Here is a 20242-nt window from a genome sequence, read left to right as displayed (position 1 = left end):
CCCAGTGCGGCTACTGCTGGTTCACCGGGTCATTTCCCTTCTTGTAGGTGTAGCCGGTTACGTCCCAGCCGCCGCCATGGCCGGATGAGGGTTCCACCCAGGTGAATTCCCACGTCTGGATGGAGCCGTCGGGAAGCAGGTTTTCCACCCGGTAGATCTCACCGGGAATGCCCTGGTCTGGCAGTTTTCCAGGAATCGATTCATCCGAGCGTGCAGACGCACGTCCTACGGAGACTGCCTGTCGTTCCACCTGCACGTTGCCGTAGCCCTGGGGGGCGAACGACGGCTTCACCCGCTGCGCCACCCAGTCGAGTACCTGGCGTGCGCCTGCCGTCTGCATGGGATACGCATCGGAGGTCACCGTATGCGTGATGCGTTGCGAGGGTGCACTGGCAGCGGCGGGAAACAGTCCGCCCAGGGCAATTGCCAGTACCGCAAGTCCATTGAGTGCATGTTTCATGCGCGTGGTGCTCCATGATTGAGGAAGTGAGGCGGCACCTTCAGGGTGCCTGCGCAGCGTGGACACAACAACAGCCTTGCGTAAGAGGCGAAACCGACCGGGATGTGAGGTGGATCGCGGAAGGTCCAATTCCTGACGACCCAGCGCTGGAATGCCTGACCGGATACGGCTGGCAGGCCGCGGCGATCTGGCCCATGCCCTGCTGCACCGCCGCGAGTGGTGTCACACAGCTCTGGCTAGACTGTGCTTCTTTTCCGCACCGCAGGAGGCACCCATGGCCCATCCCATTTCCGTATCCCTGATTGGCGTTCCCACCGATGTCGGTGCGGGCCATCGCGGCGCACGGCTGGGGCCGGAGGCGCTGCGCGTGGCGGGCCTGCCGGAGGCGCTGGAAGCGCGCGGCGTGGACGTGCGCGACGTGGGCAACCTGGATGGCCCGCGCAACCCGTGGACCGCGCCGGTGGAAGGCTACCGCCACCTGGATGAGGTGGTGGCCTGGAACCGCGCACTGATGGAAGCCAGCTACGCCGAGCTGCAGGCCGGGCGCATGCCGATCATGCTCGGTGGCGACCATTGCCTGGGCATCGGTTCGATCACCGCCGTCGCGCGCTGGTGCCGCGAGCAGGGGAAGAATCTGCGCGTGCTGTGGCTGGATGCGCATTCGGACTTCAACACCAGCGATGTCACGCCGTCGGGCAACATCCACGGCATGCCGGTGGCCTGCCTGTGCGGCCTCGGCCCGGACGCGCTGACCCGTCTGGGCGGCAGCGCACCGGCTATCACCCCGGCGCAGATGCACCAGATCGGCATCCGCTCGGTGGACCCGGAAGAGAAGCGCCTGATCAAGACCCACAAGGTGGATGTCTATGACATGCGCTACATCGACGAGAACGGCATGAAGCGTGCCGTGGAAGCGGCGCTGGCCGGCATTGATGAGAACACCCACCTGCATGTCAGCTTCGATGTGGATTTCCTCGACCCCAGCATCGCGCCGGGCGTCGGCACCACGGTGCCGGGTGGGGTGAACTATCGGGAGGCGCAGCTGGTGATGGAAATGATCGCCGATACCGGGCGCATGGGATCGCTGGACATCGTCGAGCTCAACCCCTTGCTGGACAAGCAGAATGCCACCGCCGAACTGGCCGTGGACCTGGTGGAAAGCCTGTTCGGCAAGTCCACCCTGATGCGCGACTGACCGCCCCCTGCTGAATGGATCGCCGAACCGTTCACGCCCGCTCCACGCCCCTGCCGCCAGATTGCACTTCACGCGGCGGCAGTGGGCATTGGTGCCCTCCCGCCGAGCGAAAGAATCCCATCCGCGAATGAAGCGGTATAGCGGCGAACCCAAGGAGAAGCCCATGAAGCGCGTAGTTGCCCTGATGCTGTTGTCGATGTTCTCGGTGGCCCTGCTGGCCGGTTGCAACACCGTGGCTGGTGCCGGCAAGGACGTGCAGAAGGCCGGTGAAAAGGTTGAGGATGCCGCCAAGGGCCGTTGAGCCTGAAGTGGAACGGAAAGCAAAAAGGCCGGGGGGATCTCCCCGGCCTTTTTGCTTGCGCGTTTCTCTGCAGCGTACGTGTCGAAGCGTAGTGAACCATTCAAGCAGGTGAGCGTGCATTTCATTGCCGGTTGACCTCTACTCAACAGCGACTGCGCGAAGCTGGAGCCACGGTAAGAACGCCGTTGCAACCAAGGACTCCCAGCAATGAACAAAGACATCATTTCCGGCAAGTGGTCGCAGCTGAAGGGCAAGGCCCAGGCCAAGTGGGGCGATCTGACCAACGACGACTTCGATGTGGCCGAAGGCAATGCCGAGTATCTGGCCGGCCGCCTGCAGGAACGCTATGGCTGGGCCAAGGACCGCGCGGAGAAGGAAGTGCGTGAGTTCCAGGACGCGGTGAGCAAGGACTACCCGGACTACAAGTAAGCGCTTCGGTTTCCCCCACATCACGACGCCCGCACCGTGAGGTTGCGGGCGTCGTGTTGTCTGCGCGGGACGATCAGCGGGCCGGAGGGTCCGGCACGTAGCGGTTGGGGAACGCCTGCGGTTCGCGCGGCAGGCGCGAGGGCGCATCGACCAGGATGCCGCGCGCACGCAGGTTGCGGGCACTGTCGTAGCGCAGCTGCAATACCTGAGCAGGGCTGCGGCTGGCACGTTCGAAGTCGGTGTCGCGTACCGAGGATTGCTCGCGTGCGCCATGGCCGGTACCCAGCGCCGGGGCCTGCGACTTGCTGGCGTAACCCTCGATGCGGCTGGCACTGGCGTCGGCCGCCGCTTCGGCCTGTGCGGCTGGAGCCGGCGGCGGCAGGCCACGGCGCAGGATCGGCTCGGGGCGCCAGCGACGCGCTTCCTCGAACACGGCCACGCCGACCACACCGATGTTGTCCGGGCGGCCGGTGCGGCTGGCATAGCTGCCGCTGGGGCTGCTGAACACGAACTGCGCCACTTCGTTCTGGCTCTTGCGCCAGCCGGTGATGTCGGCGCGCTGGCCGGGATTGAGCACGTAGCCGGTCTGCGAGGGATCGGCATCCTCGCCGGAGATGGCGTTGACGCCGTCCACCGACAGCACTACCAGTACCCGGCGAGGGCTGTCGTTGTACAGGCGCACGGCGTAGCGGTGGCCGCGCTCGCCGGCCACCCAGCGCTGGCCCTCGGCAGGGTAGCTGCGCAGTTCGGTGCCGCGGTCGCGGTCGACCAGGGCCATGCGCACGGGGCCGCCGTCGTACACCGGCGGCGGCAGGGGAGCCGGGCGGAAACCGGCCAGGGGCAGGATCAGCAGCAGGGGCAGCAGGCGTTTCATCGGGCGTCTCCAGCGGGGTTGCGTGAATGAACGCGCCGCAGGCCCTGACGGGGTTGGTGGCGTGCAAGGTAAACTGGCCCCGTTCATCGAAGGTTACCCCACGCAGTCATGACGACCCGAGTCCTTACCGGCATCACCCCCTCCGGCACGCCCCACCTGGGCAACTACGTTGGCGCCATCCGTCCGGCGATCGCGGCCAGCCGCGCGCCGGGGATCGAGAGCTTCTTCTTCCTGGCCGACCTGCACAGCCTGATCAAGTCGCAGGACCCGCAGCGCACCCAGCGCGCGACCCTGGAGATCGCGGCCAGCTGGCTGGCCTGCGGCCTGGACCCGGAACACGTGTGGTTCTACCGCCAGAGCGACATCCGCGAGACCACCGAGCTGATGTGGTTCCTGACCGCCATCGCCAGCAAGGGCATCCTCAACCGCGCGCACGCCTACAAGGCGGCAGTGGACAAGAACCGCGAGGAAGGCGTGGACGAGGACGCAGGCGTCAGCGCCGGTCTGTTCATGTACCCGGTGCTGATGGCCGCCGACATCCTGATCTTCAAGGCCAACCAGGTACCGGTGGGCCGTGACCAGATCCAGCACATCGAGATGGCGCGCGATTTCGCCCAGCGCTTCAACCACGTGTACGGCAAGGAGTACTTCCCGCTGCCGGACGTGGTGATCGATGAGCAGGTGGCAACGCTGGCGGGCCTGGATGGCCGCAAGATGAGCAAGAGCTACCACAACACCATTCCGCTGTTCGTGCCGCGCGAGGAGCTGAAGAAGCTGGTGTTCTCGATCCTGACCGACTCGCGCGCACCGGGCGAGCCGAAGGACACCGAGGGCTCGGCGCTGTTCCAGATGTACCAGGCGTTCGCCACGCCGGAACAGACCGCGGAATTCGCCAGGGCCTTCGCCGCCGGCATCAGTTGGGGCGACGCCAAGCAGCAGCTGTTCGAGCGTATCGACAGCGAGCTGTCGCCGCTGCGCGAGCGCTACAACGCACTGATGGCCGAGCCGGAGAAGATCGAAGCGCTGCTCAAGCGCCGTGGCCAGCAGCTGCGCGAGCAGCTGGCGGCACCGCTGCTGGACGAGCTGCGCCATGCGGTGGGCCTGCGTGACCTGTCCAGTGCCGGTGGCATCGCCAGCGAAGATGCCGGCGTGGCCCGCGTGGCGCCGCCGCAGTTCAAGCAGTACCGCGAAAAGGACGGCCGCTTCTACTTCAAGCTGACCGCCGGTGACGGCACGCTGCTGATCCAGAGCGAAGGCTTCGATTCGCCACGCGATGCCGGCCAGTTGATTGCGGTGATCAAGCAGGCCGAGCAGGGCGACCAGTTGCAGAGCGAGCTGTTCAAGCTGGAAACCGAGGTGGACGCCGTGCTGGCCGCCCTGGCTGCGTTGCGCGAAGCGGCCTGATCGCCGGGCCTGCCTGCCCTTTGTAGAGTCGAGCCATGCTCGACCCGGCTCCGCCTCTGTAGAGCCGAGCCCACGCTCGGCTGCTTTGCCACCCAGCCGAGCATGGGCTCGGCTCTACAGGGAAGACCCCCGCCGGCACGACCGTGGCACAGCCCCATGGCATGATGTCCGCGCGCCTCTGGCGCGATGACATGGAGTCCGCGATGGCCTGGTTGTCGCTGCTGCTGTTCCTGCCCTGGTTCCTGCTGCTGGGCAGCCTGTACTGGCTGTTTCCGCGCCAGCCGCGCAGCGCGCGGCGGCGCCTGTTCGATGGCACCATCCTGGTGCTGGCCTTCGCCCTGAGCATCGTGTCGATGCTGTGGGGCTACCGCATCGGCGTGGTGCAGCCCGGCGCCGGACCTATCTGGCCACAGGTGCTGGCGGTGCTGTATGCCTACGGCGCGTTCCTGGCGGTGCTGGTGCTGGCATTGCTGCTGCGGCCGCGCTGGCTGGACCGGTAGCCCTGCCTCTGTAGAGCCGAGCCACGCTCGACTTCGCGTGCCTCTGTAGAGCCGAGCCTATGCTCGGCTGGTGCCTGACAGAATGGCAGCCGAGCGTGGGCTCGGCTCTACAGAAGCGCCCTCCGACCAAAGCCGCATCGAACCCGGGCCGCCTGCGCGCCTACCATGGGCGTCTGTTCCCGATCCTGCCAGGTGCGTGCCGATGACCGCCGATCCCAGCATCCACACCATCGATACCGGCTTCCAGCGCCCGGACTTCGACGCGGCCTACCTGATCGTTGAAAACGGCCGCGCGGCCTTCGTCGACTGCGGCACCGGCCTGTCTGTGCCGGCGATGCTGCAGGCGCTGGTGGACGCTGGCCTGGGCGTGGATGCCGTGGACTGGCTGCTGCTCACGCACGTGCACCTGGACCACGCCGGCGGCGCCGGACTGCTGATGCAGCAGCTGCCCAACGCAAAGGCGGTGCTGCATCCGCGCGGTGCGCCGCACATGATCGACCCGACCCGGCTGATTGCGGGTGCGACGGCGGTGTACGGCGCCGAGGAGATCGCGCGCAGCTACGGCCGCATCGAGCCGATTCCCGAACACCGCGTGGTGGTGGCCGAAGACGGCCACCGCATCGATCTCGCTGGCCGCGAGCTGGTGCTGCTGCACACGCCGGGCCACGCACTGCACCATTATTGCGTGTGGGATGCGCGCAGCCGCAGCTGGTTCACTGGCGATACGTTCGGCATCTCCTACCGCGAGCTGGACAGCGCGCAGGGCGCTTTCATCTTCCCGACTTCCTCGCCGGTGCAGTTCGACCCGGAGGCGATGAAGGCCTCGATCCGACGCATGCTGGGCTACGCCCCGCAGGCGATGTACCTGACCCACTATGGGCGCGTGCAGCAGGTGGAAAAACTGGCTGCGGACCTGTTCGAGCAGATCGATGCGATGGCCGCGATCGGCCGCCAGTGCGATGGCCGCCCGGACCGCCACCGCTGCCTGCTGGCGGCACTGCAGGCGCTGTACCTGGAATGGGCGCAGCAGCATGGTTGTGCGCTGGACGATGCGGCGGTGATTGCCGTGCTGGCGATGGACATCGAACTCAACGCACAGGGCCTGGCCTGCTGGCTGGATCGCATCAGCAGGTAGATCCACGCGATGCGTGGATGACACTGGCCCAAGCCGCGCCGTGGTGTCACGACCACGTTACACTCTGGTGACTTCCAAGCTAGCCGTGGTACTGCCGTGAATCCGATGCGCGTGTTGCTGCTGTCGTCCTGCCTGTTTGTCGGTGGCCTGGCCCATGCGGCCAACGACCTGCCGGGTGGCGGCATCGATCCGCAGGCACTGTCGCGGCATGTGCGTGTGCTGGCGTCGGATGAGTTCGAGGGCCGCGCACCGGCCACCGAGGGCGAAGAGCGCACGGTGCAGTACCTGATCGAGCAGTTCCGCAGCTATGGCCTGCAGCCGGGCGGCGTGGACGGCAGCTGGGTGCAGCCAGTGCCGCTGGTGCGCGCGCAGCTGGAGGGTGAGGCCAAGGCCAGCCTGTCGCTGAAGCAGGGCAAGCGTGCGCTGGCCAATGGCGTGGACGTGACTCTGCAGAGCCTGCAGCCGCGCAAGCGCGTGCAGATCAAGGATGCACCGTTGGTGTTCGTCGGCTACGGCATCGACGCACCGGAACGCCACTGGAACGACTACAAGGACGTGGACCTGCACGGCAAGATCGCCGTGGTGCTGATCAACGACGCCGACTTCGAGGCCGACGCGCCGGGCGCGTTCGATGGCAAGGCGGTGACCTACTACGGCCGGTGGACCTACAAGTTCGAGGAAGCCGCACGCCGGGGTGCCGAAGGCGTGCTGATCGTGCACGAGACCGCGCCGGCCGCGTATGGCTGGGCCACGGTAAAGAGCTCGGGCACTTCGCCGCTGTTCGACATCGAGCGCGGCCACGCCGAAGCGATGGCGCAGCACACCCCGCTGCGCGGCTGGATGCAGCGCGAGCTGGCCGAGGCGATCTTCGCCGACGCCGGCCTCGACTTCGATGCGGAGAAGCGCAAGGCGATGCGTGCCGACTTCCGCCCGGTGGCACTGGACAACGCGAAATTGAGCGTGGATTTCGCGCTCAAGCGCGAGCAGGTGGTGACCCGCAACGTGGTCGCCAAGCTGCCCGGTGGTGAACATGCTGACGAGGCCGTGATCTTCTCCGCGCACTGGGATGCGTTCGGCTTCGGTCAGCCCGACGCCAAGGGGGACCGCATCCGCCGTGGTGCGATCGACAACGCCACCGGCGTGGCCACGGTGCTGGAGCTGGGTCGGGTGTTCGCTGCCGGCCCGCAGCCACAGCGCACGCTGTACTTCGTGGCGCTGACCGCTGAAGAGAAGGGCCTGCTGGGGGCCAGCTACTATGCTGCGCACCCGCTGGCGCCGCTGGACAAGACCGCTGCGGTGCTGAACATCGAGATGTTCAGCCCGGATGGCCCGACCCGCGACATTGCCTCGTGGGGCAAGGGCCGGGTGTCGTTGGAAGGCGATCTGGAGCGCGTGGCCAAGGCCCGTGGCCGCAGCTACAGTCCGGACCCGAACCTGGAAGCCGGCTTCTTCTACCGTGCCGATCATTTTGCCTTCGCCCGCCTGGGCGTGCCGGCGATCACCATCGGCCCGGGCCTGGACAAGCTGGACGGTGGCGTTGAAGGCGGCCGCGCGCTGCGCGAAAAGTACTTCGCCGACTGCTACCACCAGGCCTGTGATGCCTGGACGCCGAGCTGGGACCCGAGCGGCCACGCTGCCGACACGCTGCTGGTCTACGACCTGGGTGCCGAGCTGGCCAACAGCCGCCGCTGGCCGACGTGGGAAAAGGAATCGGAGTTCCGCGGCGCGCGCGACAAGAGCGAAGCGGCCCGCCGCTGAGGTAGTGCCGGCCGCTGGCCGGCAACTCGCTGCTCTTTCCGGAGGTTCATGAGGTTGCCGGCCAGCGGCCGGTACTACCGGCGCCGTCGCAGCAGCTTCCACGCGCCCCAGCCGCCGGCGACGAGCGCTGCCAGATAGCACGCCACCATCGTGCGCAGGCCAACCAGGGGTGCCGGACTGACACCGCGATGCAGCCGCAGGTGCAGCGAGCTGTGGCCGCTGCCCAGGTCCATCGCCAGCTGCAGCGCCAGCGCGGCGCAGAACACCAGCAGGGCGATCCCGTACCCCGTGCGCGGCCACGTGGCCTGCGCGTTGGGGCGGCGCAGCACCCAGGCCAATGCCGTGGCTGCGGCGAGCGTCACCGCGATCCACATCAGCGCGGTGGCGGGAGACGTAGCGGCCACCGGCGTTGCGCCAGTGGCCGCGATCAGGGCAACGCGCTTACTTGCGGGTGCCGTCGAGCCAGTTCGGGCCCTTGTTGGTAAGGAAGAACACATAGACCACCAACGATACCGCGATCGTGGCGGTCACGTAGATGGCGAACCAGTCGACGTGGCCGGTCTTCAGCGCGCCCTGGTACAGCAGCGGGGCGGTGCCGCCGAACAGCGAGTTGGCCAGCGCATAGCCCAGGCCCACGCCCAGTGCACGCACGTGGGTGGGGAACAGCTCGGCCTTCACCACCGCGTTGATCGAGGTGTAGCCGGTGAGGATGACGAACGCCAGCGCCAGGGTCAGGAAGGCCAGGGTGGCGTCATGCTGGTGCGGCAGCTGGGTGATCAGGTACCAGCTGTACAGCACGCCGCCGACGCCGAAGAACACCAGCAGGGTCTTGCGGCCGATGATGTCCGACAGCCAGCCGCCGACCGGTTGCAGCACCATCAGGAAGGCCAGCACGCCCAGGTTGATCAGGGTGCCGGTCATCGGGTCGTTGCCGGCGAAGGCGCTCTGGATCATCTTCGGGCCGTTCACCGAGTAGGTGTAGAAGGCCACGGTGCCGCCAGCGGTGATCAGGAAGCACAGCAGCAGCGGCCGCCACTGGTGCACGAACAACTCGTACATCGAACCGGACTTCTTTGCCTTGCCCTCGCGCGCGGCCTCGATCGACGACTCCGACAGCGATTCGTCCATGCCCCGGCGCAGCCAGAACACCACCACCGCAGCGATGCCACCGATACCGAAGGCGATGCGCCAGCCCCACTCGGAGATCTCCGGCTTGCCCCAGAAGGTCAGCATCAGCAGCAGGGTCAGCTGGGCCAGCACGTGGCCGCCGACCAGGGTGACGTAGTGGAACGAGGACAGGAAGCCGCGACGGCCCGGAATGGCGGCCTCGGACATGTAAGTGGCGCTGGCACCATACTCGCCGCCAGTGGCGAAGCCCTGCAGCAGGCGTGCGAACAACAGGATCACGGCGGCCCAGATGCCGATGCTGGCGGCGGTGGGGGTGATGGCGATGAGGAACGAGCACAGCGCCATCAACGTGACCGAGACGGTCAGCGCCAGGCGGCGGCCGTGGCGGTCGGCGAAGCGGCCGAAGAACCAGGCGCCGATCGGGCGCATCAGGAAGGTCGCCGCGAAGATCGCCCACACGTACAGGGTGGAGTTCTTGTCGTCCGGCGAGAAGAACTGCGATTCGAAGTACACGGCGAACACCGAGTACACGTAGACGTCATACCACTCCACCAGGTTGCCGGCGGAGCCTTTGAGGGTGTTGGAGATCGACCGCCGCAGGGCGGCACGGTCGTTCGCGGGGACAACAGGTTGGGACGTGGTGCTCATCTGGGTGGAAATCCTCGATGCGGCGCGTCCGTGCGCAGGGAAAACGGCGTCCGGCCTTGGGGCGGCGCGGCCGGGCAGCCCTCTTGGTACTGCATCGGCCGTCAACACGGGGTAGCAGACCAGAGCAGGGTGCATGGATGGATGACAGCGTGCCACCGTATGGGGTCCCGGACCATACTCAAAACGTCCTAGAATCCGCCTTCCCCCGGCTCCCTGGTGTGTCATGTCGGCTCCCCCCTCTTCGTCTGCGGCTGCCCCCCGGGGTGGCCTTGTCGCGCTGGCACTGCTGCTGGTCTACGTGGTCTGGGGTTCGACCTATCTGGGCATCGCCAAGGCCCTGCACGGCGGCGCACTGCCGCTGACGATGGTTTCCGGCAGCCGCTTCATCATTGCCGGCGGCCTGATGTTCCTGGCCTTGCGCCTGTTCTGGAAGCTGCCGAACCCGACGCTGCGGCAGTGGCGCAACCTGGTCATCATGGGCGTGACCATGCTGGTGCTGGGCAACGGCATGGTGGTGCTGGCCGAGCGCGAGGTGTCCTCGGGCCTGGCCGCCACGGCGGTGGCCTCGGTGCCGCTGTGGATGGCGCTGTTCTCGGCGCTGCGCGGGCAACATGCCAGCCGTGGTGAGTGGCTGGGCATCGCCATCGGCTTCCTCGGCGTGGTCTGGCTCAACGCCGGCAGCAGCCTGACCGGCTCGCCGACCGGGCTGGTGCTGCTGCTGATCGCGCCGATCGGCTGGGCGTTCGGTTCGGTGTGGGCACGCGGCCTGGACCTGCCGGGTCCGTTCATGACCGCGGCCGGGCAGATGATCTGCGGCGGCGTGCTGCTGGTGCTGATCGGCCTGGCGGTGGGCGAGCGCCCGATCACGCTGCCCGATACCGGTGGCCTGCTGGCGATGGCCTATCTGTGCGTGTTCGGCTCCATCGTCGCGTTCACTGCCTACGTGTGGCTGCTGCAGAACGTGCGCCCGGCGCTCGCGGGCAGCTACGCGTATGTCAATCCGGTGATCGCAGTGCTGCTGGGCGCGCTGCTCAACGGTGAGCGCTTCGGTTGGCGCGACCTGCTGGCGATGGCGGTGATTCTTCTGGGTGTGGTGGTGCTGACAATGGCAAGGACGAGAAAGAAGTGAGCATGGACGAGAAAGAACAACGCCGGGGCCTGCTGGTCACCGCATCCACCTTCGTGATCTGGGGCCTGGTGCCGGTCTATTGGCACCTGCTCAACGAGGTGCCCTCGTTCCAGATCATCGCCCACCGCATCATCTGGAGCACGGTGCTGGTGCTGGGTTGGCTGTTGATCAGTGCGCGCCTGGGCTGGTGGCGGAAGATCGCCGCGCAGCCGCGCGCGCTGCCGATCCTGCTGGTGTCGAGCCTGACCATCGCGTTCAACTGGGGCCTGTACATCTGGGCGGTCAACGCCGGTCATGTCATCGAGACCAGCCTGGGCTACTTCATCAACCCGCTGGTGAACGTGCTGCTGGGCGTGCTGGTGCTGAAGGAACGGCTGCGCCGGCTGCAGTGGGTAGCGGTGGCAATGGCGGCGGTGGGCGTGGCCTGGCTGACCATCGATGCAGGTACGCCACCGTGGATCGCGCTGGGCCTGGCCTGTTCGTTCGGCTTGTATGGCCTGCTGCGCAAGCTGGTCTCGGTCGACCCGGTGGCCGGCCTCGGCGTGGAGAGCATGTACCTGTTCCTGCCGGCGCTGGCGTTTGCGATCTGGGCCGAGAACGGCCACGGCGGTGCGTTCTTCCATGGTTGGGGCTGGCGCAACGACCTGCTGCTGATCTTCGGCGGCGCGGTCACCGCAGTACCGCTGATCGGCTTCGCCTACGGCGTGAAGCGCATTCCGCTGTCGCTGGTCGGCATCCTGCAGTACATCGCGCCGAGCCTGCAGCTGCTGCTGGGTGTGTTCTTCTTCCATGAGGCATTCGACACTGCCAAGGCGATCGGGTTTGCAGCGATCTGGGCTGGCCTGGTGCTGTTCGTCGGCGACAACATCCGCACGATGCGCGCCAAGCGCTAGCGCCGGCGGGGATCCGACCCCGCTTCCACGCAAAAAAGAACGGCGCCCCGAGGGGCGCCGTTCTGCTTCCATCCACGGCCAGGAGAGAGGGATGGCCGTGGCGGGAACGCGGCTGCAGGCTTAGAAGCGCTGCTGGTACTTCATGTACATGAAGCGGCCGATGTCGAAGCCACCGTAGTAGGTGAAGCTGCTGTTCGGCTGGCTGTACATGATCGGGCCCTGGTGGTTGAACACGTTGTTCACGCCCAGTGACACGGTGCCATCCCACGGCAGGCTGTAGCGCACCTGCAGGTCGTGGAAGGTGTTGGAGCCCACCTTGTTGGTCGGCGAGGCGCTGGTGTACGACGAGTTGAAGCCCGGCATGTTGCACTCGTCCATGTACGAGCACTTCTCCTTCATGCTGGAGTAGTAGCGCGCGGTCCAGCCGATGCCGAGGTCGCCATACTGCCAATCCAGGTTGAAGGTGGAGCGCACGCGGAAGTCGCCCGCCCAACCGGTACGCTGTTCCACCGGGGTGGTGGCGGCGCTGTCGTTGCGCTGCTCCAGATAATCGGTGTAGGTGGTGTTCCAGTTGACGGCGAACTTGCCGAACGCGGTTTCCGGCAGGCGGTAACGCACGTTGATGTCATAGCCGGCAGTTTCGCGGTAGCCCGCGTTGACCAGCGAGCGGTCCAGCGCGTTGACCTGGCCGTTGCTGCCACGGGTGAAGCGGCCACAGGCAGCATCCGAACCCTGCACGTAGCACTGTTCCAGGATGTTGGTGGCCGACTCACCGACGATGGCGTTGTCGATGCGGATCTTCCACCAGTCCAGGCTGACGTCCAGGCCCTGCACGAAGTCCGGGCTGTAGACCAGGCCCACGGTCCAGGTCTTGGCGGTTTCCGGCTTCAGGTCCGGGTTGGAACCCGAGCTGAAATCGGTGGTGGCCTGCTGGCCGGGCTTGGTGGCCACGCTGCCATCGCTGTTGAGCTGGCGGAAGTTGGCCGGCACCTTCAGCGCCTGGCAACGGGCGGCGACGGCCGCGCTGCTGGCGGCGGTGCCGAAGGAGGTATCGCACGGGTCGGTGAACGAGTCGCGACTGCTGACGGTGCCGCCATACAGGTCATCCACGGTCGGCGCACGGAAGCCGGTGCCGTAGGTGGCGCGCACCAGCAGGCTGTCGATCGGCTTCCACTTCAGGCCGAACTTGCTGTTGGTGGTGGAACCGAAGTTGTTGTAGTCCGAGTAGCGACCGGCCACGTCCAGCGACAGTTCGCGGGCGAACGGCAGGTCGGCCAGCAACGGCACCTGCAGTTCCAGGTAGGCCTCGTTGAGCGAGTAGTTGCCGCGGGTCGGCTGGCCGCTGGTGCCGGCGATCTCGCCCTTCTGCACCTTCATGTCCGGCGTGTAGCTGGCCTCCTCGCTGCGGTGCTCGAAGCCCATCGCGGCCAGGATGTCGCCGGCCGGCAGGGTGAACAGCGAACCGGAGATGTTGCCGCTGGCGACCTTGGTGGTGCTCTGCATCTTGTCGACGAAGCGGGTGAACAGGTAGTCCTGCACGTCCTGGTTGCTCAGCGAGCCCGGGCCGGTGTAACCCATCGGGGCAGCCGGGTTCCACGGCACGCAGCCGGCGATCACCGCGCCCGGCGCACCGCAACGGGCCACGTTGCCGTCCATGAAGGACGGGCCGACGGCCAGGTTGACGTGCGGCTGGTACATGCTGCCGGTACCGATGCGCTCGCCTTCGTTGCGGTTGTACATGTAGTTGATGTTCCAGTCCCAGTACCGCGAACCGGTTTCGAAGCTGCCTTCCAGGCCGATGCTGGCGCGCTTGGTTTCCAGGTTGTTCTCGGTGCCGCGCGGCAGTTCCTCGGTGCGGTGCGCGAACAGCGCATCCTGGCCCCACAGGTTGAACGCGCTGTCCTTGGACAGGGCGGCACGGCTGCCATTGCGGGCCTGCGCGGCGCTGACCGAGTACGGGTAGCCGGCCAGGTGCTTGGTCGACTCGCGCTTGCTGTACAGCGCGTCGGCGACGATGCGCAGGTTGTCGGTGATCGAGAAGCCACCGTTGGCGAACACCGAGGTGCGCTCCAGGCCGGTCAGCAGGCTCATGTTCGACTTGGTGTTGGCACCATCGGCCGGGTTCGGCGCATGGAAGTTGCCGGCCTTGCTTGGGTCGCCGCCCGGACCCACGGTCAGGTTCTTGCCGCCGACGGTGACGTAGCCCCACGGCGTGTTGCCGTTGAGGCCATCGTTCGGGTGGCGCGGGCCGTTGGTGTAACGGCTGAACTCGCGGTCCTTGCCCAGCACCTCGTCTTCCTTGGTGCGCTCGGCGCCCACGCTGAACCAGCCGCGCTCGAAGGTCTTGCCGAAGGTTGCACTGTATGCGCGCTTCTGGCCGTCACCCTGGCCGTACTGGCCGACATAGACGCTGGCTTCGCCACCATCGAAATTCTTGCGGGTGATGATGTTGACCACACCGGCGATGGCATCGGAGCCGTACAGCGCGGAGGCGCCGTCGGTCAGCACTTCCACGCGCTCGACGATGGACGACGGGATCGAGGCCAGGTCGGAGTAGCCGCCGGCGCTGACGCCCATGCGGCGGCCGTCGATCAGCACCAGGCTGCGTTCCGGGCCAAGGTTGCGCAGGCTGACGTACATGCCGCCGAAATCGCGCGAAGAAGTCAGCGACGAGGCGCGGCTCATGCTCGGCGCCCCGGCGGCAGGAATGTCCTGCAGGATGTCGGCGACGTTGACGTAACCCTTCTTCTCGATCTCGGCGCGGTTGAGCGCGACCACCGGCTGTGCGGTTTCGACACTGGCCTGGCGGATGCGCGAGCCGGTGATTTCGATGCGGTCGAGGTTGGTCGGGGTATCGCCGGCGCTCTGTGCGAAGGCGGGGGTGGTGCAGCTGGCGGCCAGCGCGATGATGATCGCGTTGCGCAGCGGATTGGTTTTCAGGGACATCCGTGAAATCTCGTGTTTCAGTAAAAACATGCGCCCGTTCTATGGGCGCGTGGGGTGCTGCAAACCAACGTGGGGGGCGCGATTCTAGAATGTTTCCATTCGTAACTGTTTGTCTCGACGCCGCTGGAAGTGCGCGAAGATGAATCGCAACCAACAATCCACAGATGCACTGTGCGCAGCCTCACGCGCACTGCGTTTGCGATGAGTAGAGGCATCGATAGCGGCACAGAACCGCCACGCTTGAGCGGTTGTGACAACACGCCGCAGTGCGCACTTGTACGCAGGTGCCTATCCGTTGCGATGCATCCACCCGCATGAAATGCTCTTCGCGCTGTCATCGAAAACAAGAGACGAAGGAATGATCCAGCTCGACGAAGCACGCCGTCGCGTGCAGGCTGCACTTGCCAGCGACGATGAGCCGGTTGCCATCACGCACGAGCATGAGATGGTCGAAGGCTGGCTGTTCTGCTTCCAGTCGCTGCGCTACCTGCACTCCGGCGAGATCTCGGACGCACTGGCCGGCAATGGCCCGATCTTCGTCGACAGGCATACGGGTGAGCAGCACGCGCTGGGCACGGCGTACGCGCCGGAGGAGGCTGTTCGCCGGCATTTGGCCCTGCGGCACCCACCATCCGATGTTGCGGCGATGGATGCCTGAGTTCAGCAACGAAAAAGGGACGGAGCCTTCGCTCCGTCCCCCTGCGTGATGCGCAGTCCACCGCTGCATGATGCTCAGGTTTCGCGCAGCGCCGTAGTGATCGGCAAACGCGCCGCGCGCAGCGCCGGGAACAGGCCGCCGACCAGGCCGATGCCCAGTGCCCATTTCAGGCCGGTCCACAGCAGTTCCGGTGATACGTGGAACTTGAACACCACCGCGCTGAAGTTGCTGCCGATGGTGGACACGCTGTAGCCATTGAACAGCAGCCATGCAACCGCACAGCCGAGCAGGCCACCGAGCAGCGCCAGCAGCATCGTTTCCAGCATCACGGCCGTCACCACCGGCAGGCCGCGGAAGCCGATCGCACGCATGGTGGCGATTTCGCGGGCGCGCGTGGCCACGGCCGCATACATGGTGTTGAGCGCGCCGAACACTGCACCGACCGCCATGATCGTGCCGATCACCTTGCCCAGAATGTCGATCAGCTTGGTCAGCCCGCCGCCCTGCTTGCTGTAGTAGACGCGGGTGGTTTCCACGTCCAGCTTCAGGCGTGGGTCGGCAGCGACGGCCGCCTTGAACTGATCGAAGCCGGCCTTGCCATCGGTACGCACGCTGATCGACTGCCAGGCGCTGCGCTGGTAGGTGGCGGCCAGCGTATCGGCGTCGGTCCACAGTTCCGAATCATGCGCATCGCCAGTGGCGAACACACCGACCACGGTCCAGGTCTGGTTGCCCAGCGTCAGCGTCCTGCCGACCTCCATGTCGCGGAACTGGCCCTTGGCGCCCTGGCCGACCACGATCTCGCGCAGCCCGGTGGCGAACTTGCGGCCCTCAACGATCTTGACCTTGTCATGCACAGCCCACGCCTGCGGGCCGACGCCGCGGAACTGCGCGTTGACGTCGGTGCCATCGGACTTGGACACCAGGTTGACCACCTGCGACAGCTCCGGTGACAACAACGGCCGGCCCTGCGCATCGCGGCTGATGCCGGGCAGGGTGGACAGCATGGGTACCTGTTCGCGGGTGATCACCGAGTTGGTCTCGGCCTGCGAGCCACCGCGCAGCACGATGGCAGTGGTGTCATCGCCGGTGTTGTTGAGCGTGGCCTGGAAGCCTTCGCCCATCGCCAGCATCGCCACCAGCACGCCGACCACGCCAGCGATGCCGACCACGATCACCGAGGACGCGCCCCAGCGCTGCGGCAGGCTGGCAACGCCGATGCGGGTGGCGGCCAACGCCAGCCGTCCACCGCGGGTCAGCAGCAACCACAGGGCCACCAGCACGGCCACGGCCAGCACGCCGATCCACGGCAGCCCGATCCACAACACCAGGCCGATCGCAAGCAGCAGCACGGTTACGCCGTTGCCCAGCCACTTCTTGAGCTTGTTCATCTGCAATCCTCCTCAGCGGCCGGCCAGTGCATCGACGATCTTCAGGCGCTTGGCACGCAGCGCTGGCAACAGGCCGACGATGATGCCGATCACCACGATCAGGCCCAGCCCCATCAGCCAGGTTGGCGTCGGCACGTGCGGCGGCAGCATGCCCATGCTCTTCGGGCCGATGGCCGGCAGGATCAGGGCGGCCAGGCCCATGCCGATCAGGCCGCCCAGGCCGATCAGCAACACCGACTCCACCATCACCAGGGTCAGCACGGTGCTGTCCTTGAAGCCCAACGTTTTCAGCGTGGCCAGCTCCGGCACGCGCTCGCGCACGGCCTGCGCCATGGTGTTGCCGGTCAACAGCAGCAGGGTGAAGAACACCGCGCCCATGATCGAGGTGACGATCATGCCGATATCCGCGAACTGCTTGACGAAGGCCTGCTGGAACGCCGATTCGGTCTGGGTCTTGGTCTCGTGGTCGGAGTTGGCCGAGATCGCATCGATCGCCTGTGCCACCCGCGAGGAATGGTCCGGGTTGTCCAGCGTCACCGTGTACCAGCTCACCTGGTTCTTGATGTAGTCGTTGGATTCATCGAAGTACTTCCAGTTCATCATCAACTGGCGTTCTTCGTTGGCGGCCAGCGCACGGTCCTTGGAACGGTAGATGCCCTTGAGCACCAGCGGCCAGTCGTTGCTGCCGCCACGCGGGAAGATCGTCGCCTGCAGCGGGATGGTGTCGCCGATCTTCCAGCCGAACTGCTTGGCCAGGGTTTCGCCGACGATGGCGCCGGTGCGGGTCTGCTTCCAGTCCTCCAGTTGTGCCGGATCGATCTGCAGCTCGCGGTAGACATCGAAGTAGTTGGGTGACACCGAGAAGTTCGGGAAGAAGTTCTTCGGGTCCTGGTAGATGCCACCAAACCACATGCCATAAGCCACGTCACGGACGCCGGCCACCTGCCGAACCTGTGCTTCCAGCCGGATCGGCAGTGACTGGGTGATCGACAGCCGCGAGGCCACCACCAGGCGGTTGGCGCCTTCCACGCTGCCACCCGACGAGAACGCCACGCGCACCGAATCGAGCATGCCGAACAGCAGGAACGCGGCCACCACCGACAGCAGGGTCAGCAAGGTGCGCGTGCGGCTGCGGAACAGCTGCGCCCACACCAACGAGAAGTATTTCATCGCTGTGGCCTCCGTCAGTGGGCCAGCGGCGCGTCGGCCAGCTCGCCCTTGTCCAGGTGCACCGTGTGCGTGGCGTACTCGGCGGCCTTCGGGTCATGGGTGACCATGATGATGGTCTTGCCGTGCTCGCGGTTGAGCTGCTGCAGCAGGCCGAGGATCTCCTCGGCCGATTGGCGGTCGAGGTCGCCGGTTGGTTCGTCGCAGATCAGGAAGGTCGGGTCGGAGACGATCGCGCGGGCGATCGCCACGCGCTGCTGCTGGCCGCCGGACAGTTCATTCGGGCGGTGGCTGCGACGGTCGGCCAGGCCGACCAGGGTGAGCGCGATTTCGGCATTGCGGCGGCGCTGCGCCGCACTGAGGTGGGTCAGCAGCAGCGGCAGTTCCACGTTCTTCTGCGCGGTCAGCATCGGCATCAGGTTGTAGAACTGGAATACGAAGCCGACATGGTGGCTGCGCCACGTCGACAGCTGGCCGCCACTCATCTGGTCGATGCGCTCGCCCTCGATGCTGATCTCGCCGCCAGTGGGGCTGTCCAGGCCGCCGATCAGGTTGAGCAGGGTGGTCTTGCCCGAACCGGACGGGCCCATCAGCGCGACGAAGTCGCCGCTGGCGATGTCCAGGTCGATGCCGTGCAGCACCTTCACTTGCTCGGGGCCACGCTGGTAGGTCTTGGTGATGTTGCGCAGTGAAACCAGGGTCGACATGGGTGGTTCTCCACGGGAGGCGGGAAACGGGGAAGCGCACCTGCGGCGGCCGCAGGCGTGCGTCGAGCGATGCTGCCGGCCGCGCCCACGGGCGCCAGGCCGTTACTGCGCTTGTTTCTGTTGCACCTTGGCGCCATCGCGCAGGGTGTCCGGCGGGTTCACCACCACCGATTCACCTGCGCTCACGCCCTTGAGGATCTGGCGGTCCTTGCCCATCGCCTGGCCGGCCTCGACCGTGCGCTGCTGCACGCGGCTCTCGTCACCCAGCACGAAGGCCACCGAGGCACCGTCGCGCTGCACCACGGCGCCGCCGGGCACGCGCACGCCCTGCGGCTTGGCCGCGGCCTGCGGCTGCGCCTGTTCCAGGAAGCTGACGCGCACGCCCATCTCCGGCACGATGCGCGGGTCCTTCACCTTCAGCGCCACGCGCACCTTGACCGTGGCCTTGCCGCGGTCGGCGGTGGGGATGATGGCGATCACCTCGCCGGGAATCTTCCATTCCGGGTAGGCGTTGAGCGTGGCTTCTACCGGCATCTTCGGCTGCACGCGGCCGATGAAAGCCTCGCCGACCTCGACTTCGATCTCCAGCGAGTCCATGTCCACGATGGTGCCGATGCCGGTACGGGTGAACCCACCACCCGCCGACAGCGGCGAAACGATCTCGCCGGGCTGCGCCGCCTTGGCGGTGACCACGCCGGAGAACGGCGCGCGCACGATGTTGTTGTCCACGCCCAGATCGGCGATGGCCAGCTGGTCGTTGGCAACCTTGACGTTGCGCTGCGCGGTATCCAGCTGCGCACGCAGACTGTCGCGCTGGGCCACGGCCTGGTCGTACTGCGAGCGCGAGACCAGCTGCTGGCCAACCAGCGCCTGCAGGCGGCTGGCTTCGGCGGCGGCCTGCTTCTGCTGTGCCTCCAGGCCGGCCACCTGGCTGCGCGCAGCCTGCAGCTGCGAGGCATACAGGCTGCGCTGCGCGTCGGCATCGATCGGGTCGAGCGTGGCCATCACCTGGCCGGCTTCGACCCGCATGCCTTCCTCGATCATCACCTCGCGCACCTTGCCGGTGATCTTGGCCGACACCGTGGCCATGCGACGGGCAACCACGTAGCCACTGGCGTCGAGCACCGAACTGCTGGCGCTGCCCTGCTGGATGGCCACGGCGGGAGCGGTTTCCACCTCTACGGCCGGTGCGCGACTGAACAGGTAGGCCACGGCCGCGGCGACCAGCAGCACGACCACGATGATCGCGATCCACAACCAGCGGCGACCACCGCCATTGCCTCCGGAGGCCGGCGGCGGCGACTTGCGGTCGATACGGAGTTCCTTCAACAGCTCGGCAGAAGCGTTCATTCGTTCCATCACAGGCGTTCGGGCGGGTGTGGCCGGAAGCGCGGACGACGGCGGTTCCGGCGGTGGAGCGTGCGGCACAGCATGAAGGCAGGCACAGCGATGACGGCAGTGACAGCTGTCATCCGATGACACTGACGGCGGCAACTGCGAAATGTGACCACGACGGCAC

Annotated in this window: 19 protein-coding genes; 10 read left to right on the top strand and 9 right to left on the bottom strand. The window is 66.6% G+C overall.

Annotated elements, in window-relative coordinates; translation table 11 throughout:
* Positions 1-10: 10 nt before the first annotated feature.
* On the bottom strand, positions 11-460 hold the full coding sequence (locus AC5P74_RS18940; RefSeq protein ID WP_053498765.1) for a hypothetical protein: 450 nt from the start codon (positions 458-460) through the stop codon (positions 11-13).
* Between the two features lie 274 nt (positions 461-734).
* On the opposite strand from AC5P74_RS18940, the gene rocF reads away from it, so the two are divergent.
* The 3 genes from rocF to AC5P74_RS18925 all read left to right on the top strand — a co-directional run bounded on the left by rocF (position 735) and on the right by AC5P74_RS18925 (position 2385).
* Complete coding sequence (gene rocF / locus AC5P74_RS18935) at positions 735-1655, top strand: arginase (RefSeq protein WP_005420594.1); 921 nt, start codon at positions 735-737, stop codon at positions 1653-1655.
* A gap of 163 nt (positions 1656-1818) precedes the next feature.
* The gene (locus AC5P74_RS18930) at positions 1819-1956 is read left to right on the top strand and encodes an entericidin A/B family lipoprotein (protein WP_005407710.1); all 138 of its coding nucleotides are present in this window, start codon (positions 1819-1821) and stop codon (positions 1954-1956) included.
* 207 nt (positions 1957-2163) lie between these two features.
* Positions 2164-2385, top strand: coding sequence for a CsbD family protein (locus AC5P74_RS18925; RefSeq protein WP_004153772.1), 222 nt, complete (start codon positions 2164-2166; stop codon positions 2383-2385).
* Between the two features lie 73 nt (positions 2386-2458).
* Here AC5P74_RS18925 and AC5P74_RS18920 read toward each other — a convergent pair whose 3' ends face one another.
* Positions 2459-3259 (bottom strand): hypothetical protein, encoded by an 801-nt coding sequence (locus tag AC5P74_RS18920; RefSeq protein ID WP_053498768.1) that lies wholly within the window; start codon positions 3257-3259, stop codon positions 2459-2461.
* A gap of 108 nt (positions 3260-3367) precedes the next feature.
* Here AC5P74_RS18920 and AC5P74_RS18915 point away from each other — a divergent pair, with 108 nt between their 5' ends.
* The 4 genes from AC5P74_RS18915 to AC5P74_RS18900 all read left to right on the top strand — a co-directional run bounded on the left by AC5P74_RS18915 (position 3368) and on the right by AC5P74_RS18900 (position 8056).
* The gene (locus AC5P74_RS18915) at positions 3368-4663 is read left to right on the top strand and encodes a tryptophan--tRNA ligase (RefSeq protein WP_053498770.1); all 1296 of its coding nucleotides are present in this window, start codon (positions 3368-3370) and stop codon (positions 4661-4663) included.
* 203 nt (positions 4664-4866) lie between these two features.
* Positions 4867-5163 carry a hypothetical protein gene (locus AC5P74_RS18910; RefSeq protein WP_329843294.1) on the top strand — a complete coding sequence of 99 codons (297 nt, stop codon included), beginning with the start codon at positions 4867-4869 and terminating at the stop codon, positions 5161-5163.
* 202 nt (positions 5164-5365) lie between these two features.
* Positions 5366-6298, top strand: coding sequence for an MBL fold metallo-hydrolase (locus tag AC5P74_RS18905; RefSeq protein WP_329843276.1), 933 nt, complete (start codon positions 5366-5368; stop codon positions 6296-6298).
* A gap of 105 nt (positions 6299-6403) precedes the next feature.
* On the top strand, positions 6404-8056 hold the full coding sequence (locus AC5P74_RS18900; protein ID WP_329843293.1) for a M28 family metallopeptidase: 1653 nt from the start codon (positions 6404-6406) through the stop codon (positions 8054-8056).
* Between the two features lie 74 nt (positions 8057-8130).
* Here AC5P74_RS18900 and AC5P74_RS18895 read toward each other — a convergent pair whose 3' ends face one another.
* Positions 8131-8430 (bottom strand): hypothetical protein, encoded by a 300-nt coding sequence (locus AC5P74_RS18895; RefSeq protein ID WP_329843292.1) that lies wholly within the window; start codon positions 8428-8430, stop codon positions 8131-8133.
* 67 nt (positions 8431-8497) lie between these two features.
* Positions 8498-9832: an MFS transporter gene (locus tag AC5P74_RS18890; protein ID WP_005420583.1), complete on the bottom strand. Its 1335-nt coding sequence runs from the start codon at positions 9830-9832 to the stop codon at positions 8498-8500.
* A gap of 223 nt (positions 9833-10055) precedes the next feature.
* On the opposite strand from AC5P74_RS18890, the gene yedA reads away from it, so the two are divergent.
* Together yedA and rarD are read left to right on the top strand one after the other, a co-directional pair.
* Positions 10056-10961: a drug/metabolite exporter YedA gene (gene yedA / locus AC5P74_RS18885; RefSeq protein WP_206619905.1), complete on the top strand. Its 906-nt coding sequence runs from the start codon at positions 10056-10058 to the stop codon at positions 10959-10961.
* Positions 10958-11854 (top strand): EamA family transporter RarD, encoded by an 897-nt coding sequence (rarD, locus tag AC5P74_RS18880; RefSeq protein ID WP_065178981.1) that lies wholly within the window; start codon positions 10958-10960, stop codon positions 11852-11854. Before yedA ends, rarD begins: the two co-directional genes overlap by 4 nt.
* A gap of 120 nt (positions 11855-11974) precedes the next feature.
* Here the strand turns inward: rarD and AC5P74_RS18875 are convergent, their stop codons facing one another.
* Complete coding sequence (locus AC5P74_RS18875) at positions 11975-14800, bottom strand: TonB-dependent receptor (protein WP_346607461.1); 2826 nt, start codon at positions 14798-14800, stop codon at positions 11975-11977.
* A gap of 358 nt (positions 14801-15158) precedes the next feature.
* On the opposite strand from AC5P74_RS18875, the gene AC5P74_RS18870 reads away from it, so the two are divergent.
* Positions 15159-15458 carry a YrhB domain-containing protein gene (locus AC5P74_RS18870; RefSeq protein ID WP_346607462.1) on the top strand — a complete coding sequence of 100 codons (300 nt, stop codon included), beginning with the start codon at positions 15159-15161 and terminating at the stop codon, positions 15456-15458.
* Between the two features lie 74 nt (positions 15459-15532).
* Here the strand turns inward: AC5P74_RS18870 and AC5P74_RS18865 are convergent, their stop codons facing one another.
* From AC5P74_RS18865 to AC5P74_RS18850, 4 genes are all read right to left on the bottom strand, one after another.
* Entirely contained in the window at positions 15533-16849 is a 1317-nt protein-coding gene (locus tag AC5P74_RS18865) for an ABC transporter permease (RefSeq protein ID WP_053500634.1), read from the bottom strand.
* A gap of 12 nt (positions 16850-16861) precedes the next feature.
* A complete protein-coding gene (locus AC5P74_RS18860) occupies positions 16862-18019 on the bottom strand; it encodes an ABC transporter permease (RefSeq protein ID WP_005420575.1) in 1158 nt (385 codons plus the stop codon).
* 14 nt (positions 18020-18033) lie between these two features.
* Positions 18034-18723, bottom strand: coding sequence for an ABC transporter ATP-binding protein (locus tag AC5P74_RS18855; protein ID WP_053500632.1), 690 nt, complete (start codon positions 18721-18723; stop codon positions 18034-18036).
* A 102-nt stretch (positions 18724-18825) separates the two neighbouring features.
* A complete protein-coding gene (locus tag AC5P74_RS18850) occupies positions 18826-20073 on the bottom strand; it encodes an efflux RND transporter periplasmic adaptor subunit (RefSeq protein ID WP_111176978.1) in 1248 nt (415 codons plus the stop codon).
* Between the last annotated feature and the right edge of the window lie 169 nt (positions 20074-20242).

Source organism: Stenotrophomonas sp. YJH_SMC_94-11 (assembly GCF_059370435.1).
Note: the sequence above shows the minus strand (reverse complement) of the source record. Positions and strands in the feature narration are given on the sequence as shown.